Consider the following 22,286-nt stretch of genomic DNA (forward strand, 5'->3'; position numbering starts at 1 on the left):
CCGGACCCCGCCGCCCTTGCGCGGCGGGGTCTTCGAGGGCATGTAGGCGCGGCACGAAGACCCCCGGGAGATCCCGCATGAGCCGCCTTGAAAAGCCCTTGTACAAAACCTGCATCGTCACCTCCGATTACCATGTGCCGGGCGAGACCTTCATCAATCGCCATATCGAGCACATCTTCGGCGGCGACACGGTGGTGCTCTGCGGCAGGTTCAACGGCAAGAACCCCTACGACAAACCGCTGTTCGAGCGCCGCGCGAAACTCTCGCTCTCCGACAAGGTGCTGGCACCGCTCGCCATGGGGTGGAACGCGCTGACCGAGGGCACGGGCCGCCTGCCCTTCGGCAACAACAAATCCCGTCTCAAGCAATGGCTGCACGATCAGGGAGTCGAGGTGATCCTCGCCGAGTTCGGCACGCAGGCGCTGGTGGTGGCCAAGCTCGCCAATGAGATGAACCTGCCGGTCTTCACCTATTTCCGCGGCACCGATGCCTCGCGTGCGCTGACCTCGGCGCAGCGGGTCAAAAGCTACCGCAAGATGATGCCGCGGCTCGACGGGGTGTTCTCGGTCTCGCAGTTCCTGCTCGACAATCTGGCCAAGCACGGCGTCACCCATCCCAATTCCCATGTGGTGCCCTCGGGCGTTGACGTGCGCCGCTTCGTGCCGGGCGAGAAAGTGCCGGGAAGCTGCCTCGCCGTGGGCCGGATGGTTGACAAGAAAGCGCCGCAGGTCACGCTGCGCGCCTTCGCCGCCGCCGCCAAGGGGCGCGAGGCGCATCTCACCTTCATCGGCGATGGCCCGCTGCTTGAGCCCTCCAAGGCTCTCGCGGCCGAGCTTGGCGTCGCAGAGCAAGTCACCTTCACCGGCGCGCTGCCGCACGAGGAGGTCCGCAAGCAGTTGCTCACCACCGAGACCTTCCTGCAGCATTCGATCACCGACAAGAACGGCAACACCGAAGGGTTGCCCACGGCCATTCAAGAGGCGCTGGCTGCGGGATGCATCACCGTCTCGACCCAACACGCAGGGATTCCCGAAGCGGTGACCGAGGGTGAGACCGGCTTTCTGGTGCCCGAATGGGACGAGGCCGGGTTTGCCGGGGCGATCTCGAAAGTGCTCGACCTGCCCGATCGCGCCGCCATGTCCCGCGCCGCGCGCGCCACCGCCGAGGAGAAATTCGACAACGCTATCCTGCTGGGCAAGGTCGAAGACGAGATCCGCCGCGTCGTCGCCCTGCGTGAATGCGCGGCCTGAGCCCTTCATTGTTCCGCAAATACGCAATCGGCGGCTGAGCACGTGCCAGCCCTTGATAAAGGGGCGCTGCCCCCTCGGCGCTGCGCGCCTCACCCCCGGGATATTTGTGCCAAGAGGAAGCTGCCGTCGGTGCGCGGCTTGCATCGCCGGGCGATTCCGGCCATGTTCTGAACAAGTGTTCATTTCCGGGGTTGGGAGGCCCCGGAGCCATCGGGAAAGGGAGGCCCCATGGAGTTTGCACCGAGCGAGGAGCAGCAGGCGATCTTCGACATGGCAAAGGCGTTCGGGCAGGAGCATATCGCGCCCTTCGCCCGCGACTGGGAGGCCGAGGGCACCATCCCCCGCGATCTCTGGCCGAAGCTGGCGGAACTTGGGTTCGGCGGGCTTCATGTCACCGAAGAGAGCGGCGGCTCGGGGCTGACACGGCTTGATGCCACGCTGGTCTTTGAGGCGCTCAGCATGGCCTGCCCCTCGGTGGCGGCCTTCCTGTCGATCCACAATATGTGCGCCAAGATGATCGACGCCTATGGCTCGGAGGAGATGAAGGCACGGGTGCTGCCCGGCGCGCTGAGCATGGAAACGGTGCTGTCTTACTGTCTCACCGAGCCGGGCTCGGGCTCGGACGCCGCCGCGCTGCGCACCAAGGCCGAGAAGAGCAACGACAGCTACCGGCTCACCGGCAGCAAGGCGTTCATCTCCGGCGGCGGATATTCCGACGCCTATGTCGTCATGTGCCGCACCGGCGCTGAGGGGCCCAAGGGCATCTCGGCGCTGCTGGTCGAGGATGGCACCGAAGGGCTGAGCTTTGGCGGGCTCGAGCAGAAGATGGGCTGGAAGAGCCAGCCGACCCGGCAGGTGCAGTTCGACGGCTGCGAGGTGCCGCTGGGCAATCTGCTGGGCGAGGAAGGCAAGGGCTTTCGCTACGCCATGGCGGGGCTCGACGGCGGGCGGCTCAATATCTCGGCCTGCTCGCTCGGGGCCGCTCAGGCGGCGCTGGATGCGACGCTGGATTATATGGCCGAACGCCGCGCCTTCGGTCAGAGCATCGACCAGTTTCAGGCGCTGCAGTTCCGCCTTGCCGATATGGAGATCGAACTGCAGGCCGCCCGCGTCTTTCTGCGGCAGGCGGCGTGGAAGCTCGACACTGGTGCGCCCGATGCCACGAAATTCTGCGCCATGGCCAAGAAGTTCGTGACCGAGGCGGGATCGAAGGTGGTCGACCAATGTCTGCAATTGCACGGTGGCTATGGCTATCTTGCGGACTACGGTATCGAGAAGCTGGTGCGCGACCTGCGCGTGCATCAGATCCTCGAAGGGACCAATGAAATCATGCGCATGATCACCGCGCGCAGCCTGATTGGAAGCCGATGACCGAGATGTCCACGCTGGAAAACCCGACGACAGAGGTCGAGACCCGCAAGAGCGGCCGTGCTGGCCATATCACCCTGACCCGCCCGAAGGCGCTGAACGCGCTCAGTTGGGAGATGTGCCTTGCGATCGAAAAGGCGCTCGATGCTTGGGCGGACGATCCCGAGGTGGCGCTGATCATCCTCGACGCCGAGGGCGAGCGGGCCTTTTGCGCCGGGGGCGATATTGCCGAGATGTACCGCCGCGGCCTGAAGGGCGATGTGGATTTCGGCCGCCGCTTCTGGGCGGATGAGTACCGGATGAATGCCAAGCTTGCCGCCTACCCCAAGCCCATCGTCGCCTTCATGCATGGCTTCATCATGGGCGGCGGGGTTGGTCTTGGCGGGCATTGTTCGCACCGGATCGTCGGCGAGAGCGCGCAGGTGGCGATGCCCGAATGCGGCATCGGTTTTGTGCCCGACGTCGGTGGCTCCTACTTGCTGGCCCGCGCGCCGGGGCGGCTCGGCGCGCATCTGGCGCTGACCGCCGCGCGTATGGGCCCCGGCGACGCGCTGCACGCGGGATTTGCCGATCACTTTGTGCCCGAGGGGGACTGGCCTCTGCTCAAAGAGCGCCTGACCGACAGCGGCGAGACCTCGGCGCTGGAAGAGGTGGCGCGCCCTGCCCCGGAGAGCCCCATGGCCGCGGCGCAGGCAGAGATCGACGCGGCCTATGCATCGGATCGCCTGCCCAAGATTGCCGAGAGCCTAGAGGCCGAGAGCGCGGATTGGGCCGCGGCCGCGCTCAAGCAGATCCGCCGCAACTCGCCGCTGTCGATGGCCACCACGCTGGAGATGCTCGCCCGGCTCGGTCCGGCGCCAAGCGATATCGACGCCGCGCTGGCGCAGGAATTCCGCGTCGCCTACCGCATCATGCAGGAAGGCGATTTCCTCGAAGGGGTGCGCGCGCAGCTGATCGACAAGGACCGCAACCCGCATTGGGGCATGACGCTGGACGCGGTGCCGCCAGAGCGCGTCGCCGCGCTGCTCGCCCCGCTGGGGGCGCAGGAACTGGTGCTCTGACGGGGCGGATGCAGCAAGGTTAAGGGGGAGGAGATAGAGATGAAGATCGGATTTATCGGGCTTGGCAATATGGGCGGGCCGATGGCGGCCAACCTTATCGCTGCGGGCCATGACGTCACCGGGTTCGACGTGGCGGGCGTGTCCGTCGAAGGGGCTTCGCAGGCGTCCAGCGCGGCTGCGGCCGCCACCGGCGCAGAGGTGGTGATCACCATGCTGCCCAATGGTGCGATCCTGCGCAGCGTGGCCGAAGAGATCATCCCGGCGATGACGCCGGGTGCGGTGCTGCTCGATTGCTCCACCGTCGATGTGGAAAGCGCGCGGGCGGTGGCCGAGGCGGCGCAGGCCGCAGGTCTGGGCGCGCTGGATGCGCCGGTGTCGGGCGGCATCGGCGGCGCGGCGGGCGGCACGCTCACCTTCATGGTCGGCGGCAGCGCAGAGGCCTTTGCCATCGCGGGGCCGCTCTTTGACATCATGGGTCAGAAAGCGGTGCACTGCGGGCCTTCGGGCAATGGGCAGGCGGCGAAAATCTGCAACAATATGATCCTTGGCGTCACCATGATCGCCACCTGCGAGGCTTTTGCACTGGCCGACAAGCTGGGGCTGTCGCGCGAGGCGATGTTCGATGTGGTCTCCACCTCTTCGGGCTACAGCTGGTCAATGAACGCCTATTGTCCCGCGCCCGGCGTCGGGCCGCAGTCGCCCGCCGACAATGACTATAAGCCCGGCTTCGCGGCCGAGTTGATGCTCAAGGATCTGGGGTTGTCGCAGCAGGCCGCCGAAGCCGCAGACGCCGACACACCCATGGGCGCGCGGGCGTTGGAGCTCTACCGCAGTTTCGTCGAAGAGGAAGACGGTCGGGGCCGGGATTTTTCGGCCATGTTGCCGCGCTTCGAAGGGCGTGGGCGCGGCTGAGCTAAGGCGGCAAGAGGCGTCGGCGCTTGGTCAGTACGTCGCGCGGCAGCGTTTGCGCACGGACGAGGTACAGCGCCTTTGTCCCCCGCTGTGATGCTCTTCCAATCGCCGGGGTCTAAGGGGCCCTGACCATCTTAGGCAGGGCAATCTTGGACTGGGCAAAACTAGACTGGGCAAAAATGACGGGACGCGGCCCATAGACATTGGGCCGCGTCGGTTGTCTTACTGCATCGCGTTGTCGAGGAAGTCCGCGACCACATTCGACATGTCGAAGGAGGCGCCGCCCTGCACCGGCGGATATTCCGCCAGCGTCTGCAGGTGCTGGCCCATCAGCACGCTCATCGGCTGCATCAGCCACGAGACCTTCTGCATCAGGTGACCATAGGCATCGGTGCTGCTGTAGCTCTCGAACGGGTCCATCCGGATGTTGAAGACCAGCGGCGCGGTGCGCGCTTCGAGGCTGTCGTAATAGTCTTCCTTGGTGGAGAAGTGGAACTTCCACGGTCCCATCCGCACGGCGGTCAGCTTGCTTTCGTAGTAGTGGAAGATGCTGTTGCGCGCCGACTGGTCCTGCTCGCCCATCCAGTACGGCAGGTTGTTCACACCGTCGATATACTGCTGCTTTTCTTCCATGACCTCGGCGGCCACATCCTCGATCCCGGCGGCGGCGGCCAGAGAGGTGAACATGTCCTGATGGCCCTGAATGCCGTTGAGGATCTTGCCCTCGTCGAAATGGCCCGGCCAGCGGATCATCGAGGGCACGCGCACGCCGCCTTCGTAGGTGGTCATCTTCTCGCCGCGGAACGGCGAGGTGCCACCATGCGGCCACGAATTGTGCTCGGGGCCGTTGTCGGTCGAGTACCAGACGATGGTGTTGTCCGCGAGGCCCTGCTCGTCGAGCCAGTCGAGCACCATGCCGATGTCATGGTCGTGCTGCAGCATGCCCGAGCCGTAGAAATCGGCCTCGGAGGTATATTGCTCGGCGGCATAGCGCCACTCGTCACTGAGACGGGTGTAGAGGTGCATCCGGCTGGTGTTGAGCCAGACGAAGAAGGGCTCGCCCGCTTCCTTGGCGGCGGACATGAAGTCGATCGCCAGCGGCAGCACCTCTTCCTCGTCGAACATCTTCATCCGCTCTTGGGTGAGCGGGCCGGTGTCCTCGATGGTCTGCATGCCGATCTTGCCAAAGCGCGGCTGCTCGGTGGGATCGTCGGTCTCGGAGGCGAAGGAGTGGATCACACCGCGCGTGCCGAACTGCGCCTCATAGTCTTCCAGAGAGCCCGAGAAGGCCTTGCCGAAGTTCTGATAGTCGCGCTGCTCGGCCTCTTCTTGGGTGTTGAGGTGATAGAGATTGCCGAAGAACTCGTCGAAGCCGTGCACCGTCGGCAGGTGCTCGTTGCGGTCGCCAAGGTGGTTCTTGCCGAAATGGCCGGTGCGGTAGCCGATCTGCTTCAGTTCTTCTGCAAGCGTGGGCGAGGCGGCCTGCAGGCCAAGCGCCGAGCCCGGCTGGCCCACCGTCGTCATGCCCGATCGGATCGGGTATTGCCCGGTGATGAAGGCGGCGCGGCCTGCGGTACAGCTTGGCTGCGCGTAGTGATCGGTGAAGCGGATGCCCTCCATCGCGATGCGGTCGATATTGGGCGTGGTGTAGCCCATGGTGCCCATCCCGTAGGACGACAGGTTCGACCAGCCAATGTCATCGCCCCAGATCACCAGGATATTGGGTTTCTCGGGCTGGTCCTGCGCGACGACCGGGCCCGCAAGGCCCAGCACCGCCAGCGGCACCGCCAGAAGATATGATCGAGACATCACTTTTCTCCAATTTTTTAATCGCTTAGAATCAAACTCGCGTGATGACCTTAGCACAATTTTTGCGTGTGTCGCTTGAAGTTATCGGGTCAGAGAGAGTTTTGGCAGCTGCGTCCGACGCGTGTTCCAACCCATCCGCCCCTCTCTGGATCGGCACCGCCGCTGCCTTCGCCAAATCTTGCGCTGGCGCTCCAAATCGTGCGGTTTCAGGGGGCGCTGCCCCCTCGGCCTTCGGCCTCACCCCCGGCGTATTTTTGAAGAGAAGAAGCCGGGGCAGCGATTGGATCCGTTGCAGGGGTGGCCGTTTCGGAATTTTCCGAAATAGGCAGCTGGGGGGCTGCTGTGCCTCGCCAATCGTCCGCGCGGCTGTTATGAGGCCGCAAAGGATGGATGACCGATGACCACGCTTGATATTTTCTCCGACCCGATCTGCCCCTGGTGCTACATCGGTAAAGGCCTTCTGGATCGTGCGCTTGCGGCGCATCACGACCACCCGTTCACCATCCGCTGGCGCCCCTTCATGCTCAATCCCGAGATGCCCGCGGGCGGCATGGACCGCCGCACTTACCTCGAGGCGAAATTCGGCGGCAAGGACGGCGCGGTCGAGGCCTATCTTCCGGTGGCCGAGAAGGCCGCGGAAGCCGGGCTGGAGATCAACCTCGACAAGATCGCCACCACGCCGTCGACGCTGGATGCGCATCGGCTGATCCATTGGGCCGGGATCGAAGGCGTGCAAACCGCTGTGGTGTCCTCGCTCTTCCGCGCGTATTTCGTGGATGGCCGAAACATCGGGGACGCCGAAGTGCTGGGCGATATCGCCGACAGCTGCGGCATGGATGCCGCTGTGGTGATGCGGTTGCTGGACTCGGAGTCTGATCGTAAGGAAATCGCCGAGATGGACCAAGCGGCGCGCGGCATGGGCGTGCAGGCGGTGCCGACCTTTGTCGTGGCCGGGCAGCATGCGGTGCCGGGTGCGCAGGCGACCGAGCTTTGGGAGCGGGTCATCGAAGAGGTCAAGGCGCAGGCCTAAGGGGGGCGACTGTGCGTGAGGCGTGGGCGCTCTGTGCGCCAATGGAGTCCCGGCGGCCTTTCGTTACGTGACGTTTCGAGATAGCCCTGCGGCATCTCCCTACCCTGCCCCCCCCCTGCGTTCATCGTGCCCGCGGGGTTTTCCCGCCGAGGCCGAAATGACCATGACTTCCTCTCAGACCCCGGGCGCGGCTGCCGCGTCCAAGGGACCGAGCCGTTTCGAACTGATCGCGCTGCTGGCGTCGATGTTCGCGACAATCGCCTTTTCCATCGACGCCATGCTGCCCGCGCTGCCGCAAATCGGGCAGGAGTTGACGCCCGATGACATTAACCGCGCGCAGCTGGTGGTCACCAGTTTTGTGCTCGGGATGGGGGTTGGCACGCTGTTCACGGGGCCGCTGTCGGACACCTTTGGACGCAAACCTGTGATCCTTGGCGGGATCGCCGTCTACATCTGCGCCGCTCTGCTGGCGGCGAATGCCGAAACGCTCGAATGGGTGCTAGCCGCGCGCATGCTGCAGGGGCTCGGCGCCGCTGGGCCGCGGGTGGTGGCGCTGGCCATTGTGCGTGACGTCTACGCCGGGCGCGGCATGGCACAGATCATGTCCTTTGTGATGATGGTCTTCACCCTGTTCCCGGCGCTGGCCCCGAGCATCGGCACGCTGATCATCGGGCTTTCGGGCTGGCGCGGCGTGTTTCTGGCCTTCGTCGCGTTTGCTTCGGTGATCGCGATCTGGTTGAGCATCCGCCTGCCCGAAACCCTGCCGCGCGAGCGTCGGCGCCCGTTCCGCGCGGGTCCGCTTTGGGCGGCGGTGAAGGAGCTTTTGGCGCATCCCGTTGTCCGCGTCTCGATCGGCGTGCAGGCGCTGTGTCAGGCGACGATGTTCTCGATGATCTCGTCGGTGCAGCAGATCTATGACGTGAGCTTCAATCAGGGGACCTATTTCCCGATCTGGTTTGGGGCTGCGGCGGTTTTTGCCGCCTCTGCGAGCTTTGTGAACGCGCGGCTTGTAGGACGGCTTGGAATGCGGCGGATCGTGACCGCGGTGCTGGCCGCGCAGATCCTCTTCTCGGGCATCGCCATCGTGGCGTTTGCCAGCGGGATTTCCGGAACCGCAGGCTTTGCCGTCTTCTACCTTTGGCAGATCACCGTGTTCTTTCAGATGGGAATGACCATGGGCAATGTGAACGCCATCGCAATGGAGCCGGTTGGGCATATCGCCGGGATGGCCTCTTCGCTTATCGGTGCGATTTCCACCGTGCTTGCGGTGCTGATGGCGGTGCCGGTTGGGCTGATGTTCGACGGCACGCCGCTGCCGCTCGCCTGTGGTGTCTTTGTCGAGGTGATTGTCGCGACGCTTCTGATGCTCAAGCTGAAGAAGCTCGAGTCGGCGGGGTAAGGGCAACCTCCGGTCCCGTTCGGGGGGTGCCCAGCCGGAAGATCGCCATCTCTTGCGTGAGATCGCGCGCGTGGCCGCGCAGCCGGAGACCCATCGCGGCCATTTCCTCGCTCAGCGCCGCGCTCTCTTGTGTCTGGCTGTCGAGCCGCGAGACGGCATCGGAGAGCGTGGAGAGCCGTTCGGATTGGCCGCGCGCATCATCGCGTATCTCGGCGATCATATTGCTGACGGTGCTCACCGCGTCGACGATGCTGGAGAGCCTGCCCCCCGCCTCATTGACCAGCTTGGCGCCTTCCGAGACTTGATCCTCGCTGTCGAGGATCAGTTTCTTTACCCCGGCGGCGGCCTCGGAGGTGCGCTGCGCAAGCTGTCGCACCTCAGAGGCGACCACGGCAAAGCCCTTGCCACTTTCACCGGCGCGGGCGGCCTCGACCCCGGCATTGAGGGCAAGAAGGTTGGTCTGGAAGGAAATATCATCGATCAGGTCGATGATCTTGCCGACCTCCGAGGAGCTTTCTTCGATCAGTTGCATCGCCTCCATGGCGCGATGGGTGACCGTGCCGCCTTCCTCGGCGCTGGTGCGCGCGAGCCGCGCCTGATCGGCAAGCTCCCCGGCGCGCTGCGCGGTGCCGCGCAACGCCGATGTTACCTCGGCCATGCCGCTTGCCGCCCCGCTGAGTTCCTGCGGTTGCCGCTCGCTTCGGGTCGAGAGATCGCCGGTCACTTGCTCCAGCGCCGCAGCCTCTTCGTCGACGCCATCGGCGGTGCGGCGCGAACTGCCCAAAGCCCCCTGCAACTGGCCGAGCGCGCGGTTGAAATCGCGCCGGAGATCTTCGAAGGCGCCGTCCATCGGCGTCTCGACCGCGCAATCAAGGTTGCGCTCGGCAAGGTCGTGCAGATGCCGCGAGAACCGTGCGGCCATGTCCTCGGTCTGGCGTGCGGCCTGCTCGGCGCGTTGCTTGGCCTCAGCCGCCCGGTGACTTTCGTCGGCGAGCCGTTCGGCGCTTTCCGCAAGATGGCGCTGCGCGGCGTTGCGCTGCATGATCGCCATGGTGAGGATCAGCCCCTCCATCAGGACGATGCCGCCATGCAGGAGCACGCGCATCAGATTTTCCACCAGATCGGTCGAGGGAAAGACCAGCGCCGGCATGATGAACACCAAAGCGAGGTGCTGAACCGCGACGAGCGCGCAGCCGAACATCAGCACGCTCACCCGTCCGAGGATCGAGATACCGGCCAGCATGACGAAATACAGCATATGAGTATCAAGCTGCCACGGGTGCAGGCGATAGGCCGCCGTGAGTTCGACGACTTCGGCGATGACCACGGCGGCGAGCACATAGTCGGTCAACCGGCTGCGCAGGCGCGTCGCGGCACCGGCGACCAGCAAGAGCGTGACCGAGATCAGCGTTCCGGCCATGCCGGTACGCCCAAGGTAGAGATCGGTGGCCATATGCACCGGCAGCAGCATGACGCCCAGCAGCAGAAGCAGCGTCTGCGCCGACATCGCCTGCACGCGCGCCTGCAGGGCGCGTAGGCCGAGGATATTTGATACGCTGCTCATGGCTGTCCCCCGCAGTAGGCCGCCAGAACCGATGCATCGCGCACGCCCCACGCGCCAAGCGCGCGCAGCCGAGCCACCGGGACCGGTCCCTCGAAACTCGCCAAGGCGCCAAACGGCGCGCTCACCGGGCCGACCATCCGCCCGCCAGCACCACGGATCAGAGCCGCGGCCCCCGGTCCCCATGGCGGCGCGATGACCAGCACGGGGCCCGGCGCAGCCCCATTCGCCGGAGAGTCCCCAAACAGCGCCACGCCCCCTGCCGCGAGGGAGACGCTCAGAACAAATCCCAAAAGCAGCACGGTCATGAAATCCTCAATCTTCTGATCCATGACGCCTGCATAAGTGGCGAAGGTTTTCTATTTCGCTAATTCCACCGCGCTCATCATGGAAAAATGACGACGTTACGGTATACGACTGCATACCATCCTTCCCTCCCGCAGGGAAACGCGCTACATGCCACTCAGCCGACTCAGCCATCGAAAGGGACACCCATGTCGAAGATCAAGGTCGAGAACCCCATCGTCGAAATGGACGGGGACGAGATGACCCGGATCATCTGGGACTTCATCAAGAAGAAACTCATCCTGCCCTATCTGGACGTCGATCTGCTCTATTACGACCTCGGGATCGAAGAGCGTGACCGCACCGAGGACCAGATCACCATCGACGCGGCGGAAAAGACCAAAGAGATCGGTGTCGCGGTGAAATGCGCCACGATCACCCCCGATGAGGCACGGGTCGAGGAATTCGGCCTCAAGAAGATGTGGCGCTCGCCCAACGGCACGATCCGCAACATCCTTGGCGGCGTGGTCTTCCGCCAGCCGATCATCTGCCGCAATGTGCCGCGTCTGGTGCCCGGCTGGACCCGGCCCATCGTCATTGGCCGCCACGCCTTCGGCGATCAGTACAAAGCCACCGATTTCCACTTCCCCGGCGCTGGCACGCTGACGATGAAATTCGTCGGCGAGGACGGCACGGTGATCGAGAAAGAGGTCTACCAGGCGCCCTCCGCTGGCGTCTATCAGGCGATGTATAACCTCGACAGCTCGATCATCGACTTCGCCCGCGCCTCGTTCAACTACGGGCTGATGATGGGCTGGCCGGTGTATCTGTCGACCAAGAACACCATCCTCAAGGCCTATGACGGGCGCTTCAAGGACCTCTTCCAGAAGGTCTTTGAGGAAGAGTTCGAGGCCGAGTTCAAGAAGAAGAAAATCTGGTACGAACACCGGCTGATCGACGACATGGTGGCCTGCGCCATGAAGTGGAACGGCGGCTTCGTCTGGGCCTGTAAGAACTACGATGGCGACGTGCAGTCGGACACCGTGGCGCAGGGCTTCGGCTCGCTCGGCCTGATGACCTCGCAGCTGATGACCCCCGATGGCAAGATCGTCGAGGCCGAAGCGGCACACGGCACGGTCACCCGCCACTACCGCCAGCATCAGGCGGGTCAGGCGACCTCGACCAACTCCATCGCCTCGATCTTTGCATGGACCGGCGGCCTCAAGCACCGCGCCAAGCTCGACGCCAATGCGCAGCTGATGAGTTTCGCCGAGACGCTCGAGAAGGTGGTGGTGCAGACCGTGGAATCGGGCTGGATGACCAAAGACCTCGCGCTGCTCGTTGGGCCGGACCAGAAGTGGCTCACCACCATGGGCTTCCTCGAGAAGGTCGACGAGAACCTCAATAAGGCGCTCGGCGCGGCCTGACGCCAAGCCCCTGAAAACGCGGCCGGTCCCAAGGGGCCGGCCGTTTGCTTTACTGCCTCATTTCTGTGCGTCCCCCGCAGGCTGACGCCGCGCTGCAGCGAACACCCCTTGACCTTGCCGATAAAGGTCAGCATTCCTGCCCCATGCTCCTCCTAGAAAGCCCCCCTCCTGATCGTCATACGCTGTGGGAAGACGTCCACGGCATTCTCGTCGGCACAACTCTGGTTGCGCTCGGCATCCAGTTCCTGCGCGCCTCGGGTCTCTTCACCGGTCAGATCGCCGGTCTCGCGCTCGTGCTGGGCGAGCCCACGGGGCTGCGCTTCGGCCTGCTTTTCTTCCTGCTCAATGCGCCCTTCTACATCCTCGCGGTGAAACAGCTGGGCTGGCGCTTCACCATCAAGAGCTTCATCTCGGTGGCGCTGATGTCGAGCATGGTGGACCTGCTGCCGCTGGCGATGAATATCAAGGTCTCGCCGCCGCTGGCCGCCGCGCTCTTTGGCGTCTGCGCGGGCATCGGCCTGCTGTCGCTTTTCCGCCATGGTGCGACACTGGGCGGTGTCGGCATCGTCGCACTCTGGCTGCAGGACACCCGCGGGATCAAGGCGGGTTGGGTGCAATTGGGCTTTGACCTTTTGGTCTTCGCGCTGGCGGCGCTGCTGTTCGAGCCGATGCAGGTGCTCTGGTCGCTCTTAGGCGCGATCATCCTCAACGCGCTGATCTCGATCAACCACCGCCGCGACCGCTACATCGCCCGCTCCTGAGCGTTTCCGGCTGGCCTCCGGGCGCGCGCAATGGCACTCAGGGGACCAAAGAGCACCCCTGAGAGCCTCGCAATGCCCGCCCTTTCATTGTTCCGCAAATACGCCGGCCCGCCGCCTGCCCCCCAGCGCGCCGCCCCCGATCTCGCCCCCGCCGGAGGCTGCGCATGCCCGCGCTGATGCTGCAGGGCACCGGCTCGAACGTCGGCAAATCGATGCTGGTGGCGGGGCTCTGCCGTGCCGCGCGCCGCCGGGGCTTCAGCGTCGCGCCCTTCAAGCCGCAGAACATGTCGAACAACGCGGCGGTGACGGCGGATGGCGGCGAGATTGGCCGGGCGCAGGCGCTGCAGGCCCGCGCCTGCGGGCTCGAGCCGATCACCGACATGAACCCGGTGCTGCTGAAGCCCGAGAGCGACATCGGCGCGCAGGTGGTGCTGCAGGGCAAGCGCATCGCCACCACGCAGGCGCGCGATTACGCCGGGCTCCGCCCGCGCCTGATGCAGGCCGTTCTGGAGAGCTTCGAGCGGCTCCGCGCGGCGCATGATCTGGTGCTGGTCGAGGGCGCGGGCAGCCCCGCCGAAGTGAACCTGCGCCCGCGCGACATCGCCAATATGGGCTTTGCCCGGGCGGCGAATGTGCCCGTGGTGCTGGCCGGAGACATCGACCGCGGCGGCGTCATCGCGCAGATCGTCGGCACGCAGGCGGTCATGGATGCGGGCGATACCGAGATGGTGCAAGGCTTCCTGATCAACAAGTTCCGGGGCGATCCCACGCTCTTTGACGATGGCTACCAGATGATCGTCGAGCACACCGGCTGGCGCGGCTTCGGCGTGCTGCCGTGGTTCCGCGACGCGCATCTTCTGCCCGCCGAGGATGCGCTCGACCTGCCGCGCCGCTCCCGTGCCGTGGGGCTCAAGGTGGTCTGCCTCGCGCTTTCACGCATTGCCAATTTCGACGATCTCGATCCGCTGGCGCAGGAGCCGGGCGTTTCGCTGTCGATGCTGCCCCCCGGCGAGGCGATCCCCGGCGATACCGATCTGGTGATCCTGCCCGGCAGCAAATCCACCCGCGGCGATCTGGCCTTTCTGCGCGCGCAGGGCTGGGACGTCGACCTCGCCGCGCATGTGCGTCGCGGGGGCCATGTGCTCGGCATCTGCGGCGGCTACCAGATGCTGGGCCGCAGCATCTCGGACCCCGAGGGGATCGAGGGCCCCGCTGGCACGGACGCGGGCCTCGGCCTGCTGGATGTGGAGACGGTGATGACTGCCGAGAAACGCCTGACCCGCGTGCGCGCGACCCATGCCGCCAGCGGCATGCCGCTCGATGGCTATGAGATCCACATCGGCCAGACCGACGGCCCCGATTGCGCCCGGCCCTTCGCGATGGTGGACGGCGCGCCCGATGGGGCGATCTCATTGGGCGGGCGCATCACCGGCAGCTATCTGCACGGGCTGTTTGCCGACGATGCCTTCCGTTCGCACTGGCTCGACGGGCTGGGCGTGTCGCGCAGCGATCTGCGCTATGAGGCCAAGGTCGACAGCGTGCTCGACGCGCTGGCCGATCATATGGAGCAGCATCTGGACGTGCCGGGCCTGCTGGCCCTCGCGCGCTAGCCCGCGCAACAGAAAACGCCCCCCGGTCTCCCGGAGGGCGCCAATCCGCAGCCGCGCAAAGGGTTACGCCTGCGCGACGGCCCGTTTGGTCAGCACGCCGATAAGATGCGCGCGGTAGGCCGCCGAGCCATGCAGGTCGGTCATCAGCCCCTCGGCTGGCACCGACAGCCCGTCGAGCGCCGCGGCCGAGAAATCGCCCGACAGCGCTGCTTCGGCCTCGGTCCAGCGGAACACGCCCTCTTCCGACGCGCCGGTCACCGCGACGCGCACGCCGTCCGCGAATTTCGCCACGAAGACCCCCACCAGTGCAAAGCGCGAGGCGGGCTGTTCGAACTTGATGTAGGCGGCCTTTTCCGGGATCGGGAATTTCACCGCGGTGATGATCTCGCCTTCGTCGAGCGCCGTGGTGAACATGCCCTGAAAATACTCATCCGCCGCGATCTCGCGCGCGTTGGTCACGATCGTCGCGCCCGAGGCCAGCGCCGCTGCCGGATAGCAGGCCGCCGGATCGTTGTTGGCAAGGCTGCCGCCCGCGGTGCCACGGTTGCGCACCGCCGGATCGCCGATATTGCCCGCCAGCGCCGCCAGCGCCGAGTAGCTCGAGGCCGCCTCGCGCGCCACGCTGGCGTGGCTGGCACCGCCGCCGACGGTCAGCACGCCGCCCTCGCTGGACACGCCCTTGATCTCTTCGATCCCGGTAAGGCTCACCAGCACCGAAGGCATGGCAAGCCGCTGTTTGAGCGAGGGGATTAGCGTCTGCCCGCCCCCCAGCGCCTGCGCCTCATCCTCGCCAAGCGCGGCCAGCGCGTCATCCAGCGTGCCGGGTTTCACAACGTCGAAGCTGTACATCGTCATCCTCCTGCGAAAAGGGTGCGGGCCCTGCCGCTATCCCTTTCATCTTTCGCCAAATACTCACGTCCCCCGGCGCGAGATGCAAGCACCTGCGCCGGGAAATAGCGCTGAAATCCCCTAGCCCTGCATTGCCTGCCACACACGATGCGGCGAAACGGGCATGTCGATATGCGCCACGTCATGTCCCGCATGGTTGAGCGCATCGAGCACCGCGTTGACCACCGCGGGCGGCGAGCCGATGGCCCCGGCCTCGCCGCAGCCCTTCACCCCAAGCGGGTTGTGGGTGCAGGGCGTGGCGCAGCTGTGGTCGACCATATAGAACGGCACATCCCCGGCGCGCGGCATGGCGTAATCCATGTAGCTGGCCGAGAGCAGCTGGCCGTCGGAATCGTAGACGCAGCTTTCCAGCAGCGCCTGACCGATGCCCTGCGCCAGTCCGCCATGCACCTGCCCCTCGACGATCATCGGGTTCACCACATTGCCGAAATCATCGGCGGCGGCAAAGCGTTCGATGGTGACCTTGCCGGTCTCGGGGTCGACCTCCACCTCGCAGGCATAGGCCCCCGCGGGATAGGTGAAATTGGCCGGATCATAGAAGGCGGTCTCTTCCAGCCCCGGCTCGATCTCGGTGAGCGGGTAGTTGTGCGGCACATAGGCGGCGAGGGTCACATCGCCCCAGGCCACCGATTTGTCGGTGCCCGCAACGGTGAACTGCCCGTCCTTCAGTTCGATGTCGCCCTCCGAAGCCTCCATCAGATGGGCCGCGATCTTCTTGGCCTTGTTGATGATCTTCTCGGTGGCGCAGACCATGGCCGAGCCGCAGACCGCCAAGGAGCGCGAGCCATAGGTGCCCATGCCGAAGGGGATCTTCGAGGTGTCGCCGTGGACGATGTCGATCATGCTCTCGTCGATGCCCAGCATGTCGGCCACCACCTGCGGGAAAGCGGTCTCATGCCCCTGCCCGTGGCTATGCGCGCCGACCATCACCGAAATCGAGCCGGTGGCATTCACCCGCACGGTGGCGGCATCGTAGAGCCCCGCCCGCGCGCCAAGCTGCCCAACAAGGTTCGACGGCGCGATGCCGCAAGCCTCGATGTAGCAATTGACCCCAAGGCCCCGCAGCTTGCCCTTCGCCTCGCTCTCGGCGCGGCGGGCGGCAAAGCCGGGGATGTCGATCATCGCTTCGAGCTTGTCCATGGTCGCCACATAGTCGCCGGTGTCATATTCCACCGCCACCGGGGTCGCATAGGGGAAGCTCTCGATGAAGTTCTGACGGCGCAGCTTGATCGGGTCCACGCCCAGCTCCCGCGCCGCCTTGTCCACCAGCCGCTCAAGCTGGAAGGTCGCCTCGGGGCGGCCCGCGCCGCGGTAGGCGTCGACCGGCACGGTGTTTGTAAAGACCGCCTTGACGTTCACCTGAATTGCCGGGGTCTTGTAGTTGCCCGCCATCAGCGTGCCGTGCAGCCATGTGGGCACCGAGCTGGAGAAGGTCGACAGATACGCCCCCATATTGGCCAGCGTGTCGGTGCGCAGCCCGATGAAGTTATTGTCCGCATCCAGCGCCAGTTCGATCTTGGTCACGTGATCGCGGCCATGGGCATCGGACATGAAGGCCTCGGAGCGGGTCGAGGTCCACTTGACGGGCCGGTTGATCTGCCGCGAGGCGAAGGTGACGAAGGCCTCCTCGGCGTAGTGGAAGATCTTCGTGCCAAAGCCGCCGCCGACATCAGGCGCGACCACGCGCAGCTTGTGCTCGGGAATGCCCAGCACAAAGGCCCCCATCAGCAGGCGGATCACATGCGGGTTCTGCGAGGTGGTGTAGAGCGTGCTTTCGTCATTGGCGCGGTTGTATTCGCCAAGCGCCACGCGCGGCTCCATCGGATTGGCGACCAGCCGGTTGTTGACCAGCTCCAGAGTGGTGACATGAGCGGCCTCCGCAAAGGCCTTGTCCACCGCCTCCTGATCCGAGCCGAACTGCCAGTCATAACACAGGTTGTCCGCCAGATCGTCGTGCACCAGGGCCGCACCGCTCTCCAGCGCCGCCTTCATGTCGACCACCGCCGGAAGATCTTCGATCTCCACCTCGATGGCCTCGGCGGCATCGCGCGCCTGATCGAGCGTGTCGGCGATCACCGCGCAGATCGGATCACCCACATGGCGCACCTTGCCCTGCGCCAGAACCGGATGCGCCGGTTCCTTCATCGGCTCGCCGTGCTTGTCGGTGACCTGCCAACCGCAGGGCAGCCCGCCGATGCCTTCGAAGTCCTTGCCGGTGAAGATGCGCACCACGCCGGGCATCGCCTCGGCGGCGCTGGTGTCGATCGAGGTGATCTTGCCATGCGCCACATCCGAGCGCAGGAAATGGCAGTAGGCCTGCCCATAGGTGTTGATGTCGTCGGTGTACTGACCGGCGCCGGTTAGAAAGCGCACGTCCTCGCGCCGCTTCTGCGCCGCGCCGATTCCATGATCCTTCGGCATGGGGTCTCCTCCCTGATATGCCGGCGGGCCTGCCCGCCTCGAATTCTCCACCCGGCGCGCTTTGCGACCGCCGGTCCTCCCGTCACCGATGGCGGTCTCCCCTCCGCCTCCGGTCCGTCAAAAGCGCCGCTCAGCGCCTTTCATTGTTCTGCAAATACGCACGGCCGAACGCCTCCACACGCCCCGCCGCTCTCATTTGCCCCGCATCACTCCGCCGCGATGCTGCTCACGTCCTGACCGCTGGCGGCCATGATCGCCTTGACGATGTTATGATAGCCGGTGCAGCGGCAGATATTGCCCTCGAGGTAATGCCGGATCTCGGCCTCGGAGGGTTTGGGGTTCTCCTGCAGCAGCGAGGCGGCGGCCATCACCATGCCCGGTGTGCAGAAGCCGCACTGCAGGCCGTGGTGGTCCTGAAACGCCTGCTGGATCACGTTGAGCGAGCCGTCGGCATTGGCCTGCCCTTCGATTGTGCCGACCTCGGCGCCGTCGCATTCGGCGGCGAAGATGGTGCAGCCCTTCACGTTCTCGCCGTTGACGTGGATCGTGCAGGCGCCGCATTGCGAGGTGTCGCAGCCCACATGGGTGCCCGTCAGATGCAGCTCGTCGCGCAGAAACTCGGTCATGAGCATATTGCCCCGGACCTCCTTGCTGACGGATTTGCCGTTCACCGTCATCGTTACCTTGGTCATACGTTCCCTCCCTGGGATGACTGTTCGGTTTTGGCTTGGTGTTACTCTGGCACGGGGATCAGCCCGAGACCATCCGCTTGAACCAGCCTTTTTTCTTACCCTCTTCGGCGGCTTCGCCTTCGGCCTCGGGTGCCGCTTCGGCGTCTGCCGGGCCTTCGACCGCGTCCTGCAGATTGGTGAAGAACTGGTCGGCCATCTTCTTGGCGAAACCGTCGATGATCCGGCTGCCGAGCTGCGCCAGCTTGCCGCCGACCTTGGCGTCCACCGCGTAGGTCAGCTCGGTGCCCTCTTCGACCTCTTTGAAGCTGACATCGGCGCCGCCCTTGGCAAAGCCCGCCGCGCCGCCTTTGCCCTCGCCCGAGAGCGTCAGGCTTTCGGGCTCGTTCATGTTGGACAGGGTGACCGTGCCCTTGAAGGTCGCCTTCACCGGGCCGACCTTTTGCACCACGGTGGCCTGATAGCCCTCTTCGGGCGTGCCGGTCAGTTCGGTGCAGCCCGGCACGCAGGCCTTCAGCACCTCAGGGCTCAGGATCGCCGCCCAGACCACCTCTCGCGGGGCCTTGATCACGCGGGAATCGCTCATCTCCATGGCTCAAATCCTTCTTCGAGTGCGCCCAGCCTATCAGGCCATGATCGGGCGCATATTAGACCAATGGCTTATGCGCCGCACCGCGCGCGGGCAGCAGAGCCTTCAGGGTCAGAGGATTGCGCCGATGGCGGCGCTTCGCAACCCCTCCTGCGCGTGGGGCCTTGGCGTAACCCATGCGGCAGCGCAGAAAATCCGCGCCGCGGGGCCCCGCAGGGCGGTTGCGGGAACCCGCCGTTGACCAAAGGGCAAAGGCGCAGGACAACAGGGCCATGAGCCAGACATTTGACCGCACCGCCCTTTACACCCTCGCCCGCAGCCTGCTGGAACAGGGCGGTCTGCCCGCCGACAAGGCCGCCACCGTGGCCGAGCTTTTGATCCAGACCGATGAGATCGGGGTCACCACCCATGGCATCTCGATGGTGTCCTACTACCTGCCCGAGCTTGCCAAGGACCTGATGACCAAGGAAGGCAGCCATGAGGTGCTGGCCGACAATAAGGTCACGCTGCTTTGGGATGGCAATTACCTGCCGGGCCACTGGGTGATGCGCCACGCGCTCGACACTTGCATGGCGCGCGCTGCCGAGTATGGCATGGCCGCCATGGCGATCCGCCGCAGCCATCACATCGGCTGTCTGTCGGCCCTGACCCGGATCGCCGCCGAGAAGGGCTATGTGTGCTACATCGCCACCTCGGATCCCTCGGGCGAATGGGTGGCGCCCTATGGCGGCTGCGAGCCGCTGCTCACCCCGAATCCATGGGCGGTGGGCTATCCGGGCCGCGATCATCCGGTGCTGATCGACACCTGCGCCTCGATCACCACGCTGTCGAAGGTGCGCGAGCACATCAACTCTGGCACCGAGTTCGCGCATCCGTGGATGCTGGATGGCGCCGGTAGTGCCACCACCGATCCCACGGTGATCAACCAGAGCCCCAAGGGCTCGATCCTGCCGGTGGGCGGGGCGGATCATGGCCACAAGGGCTTCGCCATGGGGCTGATGGTCGAGATGCTGACGCAGGCGCTTGCAGGGCATGGCCGGGTCGAGGCGCCGACGCGCTGGGGCGCGAATGTCTTCCTGCAGGTGATCGACCCCGAGGCCTTCGGCGGGCGCGAGGCTTTTGTGGCGCAGGTCGAGCATCTCAATGAGGCCTGCCGCAACAGCCGCCCGATCGACCCTGCGCGCCCGGTGCGCATCCCCGGCGATCGCGCCGCCAGCGCCGCCGCGCGCGCCCGCACAGAGGGCGTCACCCTGCCCGGCGAAGTCCTCACCCGCATCCGCGCCTGCGCCGCCGAGGCTGGGCTCGCCTTCCCCGAACCGCTCTAAGGCTGCGCGGAGCCCTAGCGGCGCGGCGGAATGGCATAGGTCAGCGAGGCATGGGCGACCGCCTCGCGTGAGCCTTCGCTGTAGAGCAACACATCGGTCACGCTCAGGCTGCGCCCGAGCTTCAGCAGCCGCGCCTCGGCCAGCAGGTCGCAGCCGGAGGCAGGCTTGCGCATGAAGTCGATCGAGCAATGGGTGGTGACGGTCAACGCCTGCCGCCCAATGCGTGCCAGGGTCGCCACATAGGCCGCCACATCCGCCAAAGCGAACATCGACGGGCCGGAGACGGTGCCGCCGGGGCGCAGATGCTGATCGCCGGTGATCAGCCGCATCACCAGCAGGTCCTCATCCATCCGGTCGATGCCGAACATCCCCTCGACCTGCGGAAAAACCTCCGACAGATAGCCCTTCATCTCCGGTATGGTGAACTGCAGCGTCATGCGACCTCCCGCCTCTTTCGCCCCTCATCTCCGCTGGCTAGGCTGCCCGCGAGGATGGAGGAGGACAAGATGGCAATTCTCGAACGTCACGACACTGGGCCGGTGGCGCATCTGCGGCTGAACGCGCCCGAGCGGCTGAACCCGCTGTCGGATGCCATGCTGGCCGCGCTGCAGGAACAGATCGACGTGCTGGGGCAAGACAGGACGATCCGCGCCGTGGTGATCTCGGGCGCGGGCAAGGTGTTCTGCGCCGGGCATGACCTGCGCGAGATGCAGGCCGGGCGGCAGGCCGAGGACAGGGGCGCGGGTTATTTCGCCGATCTCTTCGCCCGCTGCGCCAAGGTGATGACCGGCCTCACCCGCCTGCCCCAGCCGGTGATCGCGCAGGTCCACGGCATCGCCGCTGCCGCCGGATGCCAGCTGGTGGCGAGCTGCGACATGGCGGTGGCGGCAGAGGACGCGCGGTTTGCGGTCAACGGAGTGAACATCGGTCTTTTCTGTTCGACGCCGATGGTGGCGCTGACCCGCAACCTGCCGCGCAAACAGGCCTTCGAGATGCTGACCACGGGCCGCTTTATCCATGCCGACGAGGCGCAGGCCATGGGGCTGATCAACCGCGGGGTCCCCGCCGAAGACCTCGCTGCCGCGACGCTCAATCTGGCACAGACCGTGGCCGAAAAACTGCCGACGGCGGTGAAGATCGGCAAACAGGCGTTCTATGCGCAGGCCGAGCTGCCGCTCGAAGAGGCCTATGCGTTCGCCGGACAAGTGATGGTGGAGAACATGCTCGAACGCGACACCAGCGAAGGCATCTCCGCCTTTCTGGACAAGCGAAAGCCCGATTGGAGCGCCTGAGCCGCTGGCGGAAACCCGCTGATATTTGCATGTGTTACGGAACCGCTGCGGCGGGGGACTGCGTTCTCTGCGTATAACTCCGCACCACGTACAGGAGAGCATGATGTTGCGTACCCTCACTTTCGCGGCCCTGTCGGCCGCCGCTCTGGCCACCCCGATGGCCGCCACCGCCGCGCCCAAGGGCTGCCCGCCGGGCCTTGCCAAGAAGAACGCGGCCTGCATGCCGCCGGGCCAGTACAAAAAGCAGGCGCCGGTGCGTCACGAGCACGACCGCGATCACTACGACCACGACCGCTATGACGATCGCGACCACGACCGCGTGCGCTACCGCCGCTTCGACCGGGGTGACCGTATCGACCGCGATTACGTGGTGATCCGCGATCCGCGCCGCTACGATCTTGACCCGCGCCGCACCTATTACAACGTCGATGACTACATCTACCGCGTCGATCCCGACACCGGCGCCGTGCTCGACATCATCGGCGGTCTCGCGCAGCTGGCGCGCTGAAAAGCGCCGGGGGCGCTGCCCCCGGACCCCCGGGATATTTTGATCTAGACGAAAGAAGGACCGGCGCTGCCACAAGCGCC

General features: G+C 65.4%; 20 protein-coding genes. 12 read left to right on the forward strand and 8 right to left on the reverse strand.

Translation table 11 applies throughout. The annotated features are described in order from the left end of the window. Positions 1-77 precede the first annotated feature (77 nt). From G0A00_RS08255 to mmsB, 4 genes are all read left to right on the forward strand, one after another. On the forward strand, positions 78-1,250 hold the full coding sequence (locus G0A00_RS08255) for a glycosyltransferase (RefSeq protein ID WP_164179647.1): 1,173 nt from the start codon (positions 78-80) through the stop codon (positions 1,248-1,250). A 228-nt stretch (positions 1,251-1,478) separates the two neighbouring features. Then, positions 1,479-2,621 (forward strand): acyl-CoA dehydrogenase family protein, encoded by a 1,143-nt coding sequence (locus tag G0A00_RS08260; protein ID WP_164179649.1) that lies wholly within the window; start codon positions 1,479-1,481, stop codon positions 2,619-2,621. After that, complete coding sequence (locus G0A00_RS08265) at positions 2,618-3,679, forward strand: enoyl-CoA hydratase/isomerase family protein (RefSeq protein WP_235952935.1); 1,062 nt, start codon at positions 2,618-2,620, stop codon at positions 3,677-3,679. The genes G0A00_RS08260 and G0A00_RS08265 overlap by 4 nt, the downstream gene beginning before the upstream one ends. 39 nt (positions 3,680-3,718) lie before the next feature. Beyond that, on the forward strand, positions 3,719-4,591 hold the full coding sequence (mmsB, locus tag G0A00_RS08270) for a 3-hydroxyisobutyrate dehydrogenase (protein ID WP_164179651.1): 873 nt from the start codon (positions 3,719-3,721) through the stop codon (positions 4,589-4,591). Between the two features lie 222 nt (positions 4,592-4,813). Here the strand turns inward: mmsB and G0A00_RS08275 are convergent, their stop codons facing one another. Continuing rightward, entirely contained in the window at positions 4,814-6,400 is a 1,587-nt protein-coding gene (locus G0A00_RS08275) for an arylsulfatase (RefSeq protein ID WP_164179653.1), read from the reverse strand. A 397-nt stretch (positions 6,401-6,797) separates the two neighbouring features. On the opposite strand from G0A00_RS08275, the gene G0A00_RS08280 reads away from it, so the two are divergent. Further along, positions 6,798-7,430 (forward strand): DsbA family protein, encoded by a 633-nt coding sequence (locus G0A00_RS08280; protein WP_164179655.1) that lies wholly within the window; start codon positions 6,798-6,800, stop codon positions 7,428-7,430. A 163-nt stretch (positions 7,431-7,593) separates the two neighbouring features. Continuing rightward, positions 7,594-8,829: a multidrug effflux MFS transporter gene (locus G0A00_RS08285; RefSeq protein ID WP_164179865.1), complete on the forward strand. Its 1,236-nt coding sequence runs from the start codon at positions 7,594-7,596 to the stop codon at positions 8,827-8,829. Here the strand turns inward: G0A00_RS08285 and G0A00_RS08290 are convergent. After that, entirely contained in the window at positions 8,798-10,393 is a 1,596-nt protein-coding gene (locus G0A00_RS08290; protein WP_164179657.1) for a methyl-accepting chemotaxis protein, read from the reverse strand. The two genes, G0A00_RS08285 and G0A00_RS08290, sit on opposite strands and share 32 nt — an antisense overlap. Further along, positions 10,390-10,722 carry a hypothetical protein gene (locus G0A00_RS08295; RefSeq protein WP_164179659.1) on the reverse strand — a complete coding sequence of 111 codons (333 nt, stop codon included), beginning with the start codon at positions 10,720-10,722 and terminating at the stop codon, positions 10,390-10,392. The genes G0A00_RS08290 and G0A00_RS08295 overlap by 4 nt, the downstream gene beginning before the upstream one ends. 162 nt (positions 10,723-10,884) lie before the next feature. Here G0A00_RS08295 and G0A00_RS08300 point away from each other — a divergent pair, with 162 nt between their 5' ends. The 3 genes from G0A00_RS08300 to G0A00_RS08310 all read left to right on the forward strand — a co-directional run bounded on the left by G0A00_RS08300 (position 10,885) and on the right by G0A00_RS08310 (position 14,473). Further along, complete coding sequence (locus G0A00_RS08300) at positions 10,885-12,102, forward strand: NADP-dependent isocitrate dehydrogenase (RefSeq protein WP_164179661.1); 1,218 nt, start codon at positions 10,885-10,887, stop codon at positions 12,100-12,102. 143 nt (positions 12,103-12,245) lie between these two features. After that, on the forward strand, positions 12,246-12,863 hold the full coding sequence (locus tag G0A00_RS08305) for a YitT family protein (protein WP_164179663.1): 618 nt from the start codon (positions 12,246-12,248) through the stop codon (positions 12,861-12,863). A 164-nt stretch (positions 12,864-13,027) separates the two neighbouring features. Beyond that, a complete protein-coding gene (locus tag G0A00_RS08310) occupies positions 13,028-14,473 on the forward strand; it encodes a cobyric acid synthase (protein WP_164179665.1) in 1,446 nt (481 codons plus the stop codon). Between the two features lie 63 nt (positions 14,474-14,536). Here G0A00_RS08310 and G0A00_RS08315 read toward each other — a convergent pair whose 3' ends face one another. The 4 genes from G0A00_RS08315 to G0A00_RS08330 form a co-directional block, all read right to left on the reverse strand. Beyond that, on the reverse strand, positions 14,537-15,322 hold the full coding sequence (locus G0A00_RS08315; protein WP_164179667.1) for a xanthine dehydrogenase family protein subunit M: 786 nt from the start codon (positions 15,320-15,322) through the stop codon (positions 14,537-14,539). Positions 15,323-15,442: 120 nt separating this feature from the next. Continuing rightward, entirely contained in the window at positions 15,443-17,803 is a 2,361-nt protein-coding gene (locus G0A00_RS08320; protein WP_164179669.1) for a xanthine dehydrogenase family protein molybdopterin-binding subunit, read from the reverse strand. A gap of 206 nt (positions 17,804-18,009) precedes the next feature. Then, the gene (locus G0A00_RS08325) at positions 18,010-18,495 is read right to left on the reverse strand and encodes a (2Fe-2S)-binding protein (protein WP_066099813.1); all 486 of its coding nucleotides are present in this window, start codon (positions 18,493-18,495) and stop codon (positions 18,010-18,012) included. Positions 18,496-18,553: 58 nt separating this feature from the next. After that, on the reverse strand, positions 18,554-19,084 hold the full coding sequence (locus G0A00_RS08330) for a CoxG family protein (protein ID WP_164179671.1): 531 nt from the start codon (positions 19,082-19,084) through the stop codon (positions 18,554-18,556). A gap of 269 nt (positions 19,085-19,353) precedes the next feature. Between G0A00_RS08330 and G0A00_RS08335 the strand changes: the two genes are divergently transcribed. Beyond that, positions 19,354-20,406 carry an Ldh family oxidoreductase gene (locus G0A00_RS08335; protein WP_164179672.1) on the forward strand — a complete coding sequence of 351 codons (1,053 nt, stop codon included), beginning with the start codon at positions 19,354-19,356 and terminating at the stop codon, positions 20,404-20,406. Positions 20,407-20,420: 14 nt separating this feature from the next. On the opposite strand, the gene G0A00_RS08340 is transcribed toward G0A00_RS08335, so the two are convergent. After that, positions 20,421-20,843 (reverse strand): PaaI family thioesterase, encoded by a 423-nt coding sequence (locus G0A00_RS08340; protein ID WP_164179674.1) that lies wholly within the window; start codon positions 20,841-20,843, stop codon positions 20,421-20,423. Positions 20,844-20,897: 54 nt separating this feature from the next. Here G0A00_RS08340 and G0A00_RS08345 point away from each other — a divergent pair, with 54 nt between their 5' ends. Together G0A00_RS08345 and G0A00_RS08350 are read left to right on the forward strand one after the other, a co-directional pair. Next, entirely contained in the window at positions 20,898-21,698 is an 801-nt protein-coding gene (locus G0A00_RS08345) for an enoyl-CoA hydratase (RefSeq protein ID WP_255455338.1), read from the forward strand. A 103-nt stretch (positions 21,699-21,801) separates the two neighbouring features. Continuing rightward, complete coding sequence (locus G0A00_RS08350) at positions 21,802-22,206, forward strand: excinuclease ABC subunit A (RefSeq protein WP_164179678.1); 405 nt, start codon at positions 21,802-21,804, stop codon at positions 22,204-22,206. The last annotated feature ends 80 nt before the right edge of the window (positions 22,207-22,286 follow it).

It is taken from the genome of Salipiger sp. PrR002 (assembly GCF_010500775.1).
GTDB lineage: Bacteria > Pseudomonadota > Alphaproteobacteria > Rhodobacterales > Rhodobacteraceae > Salipiger.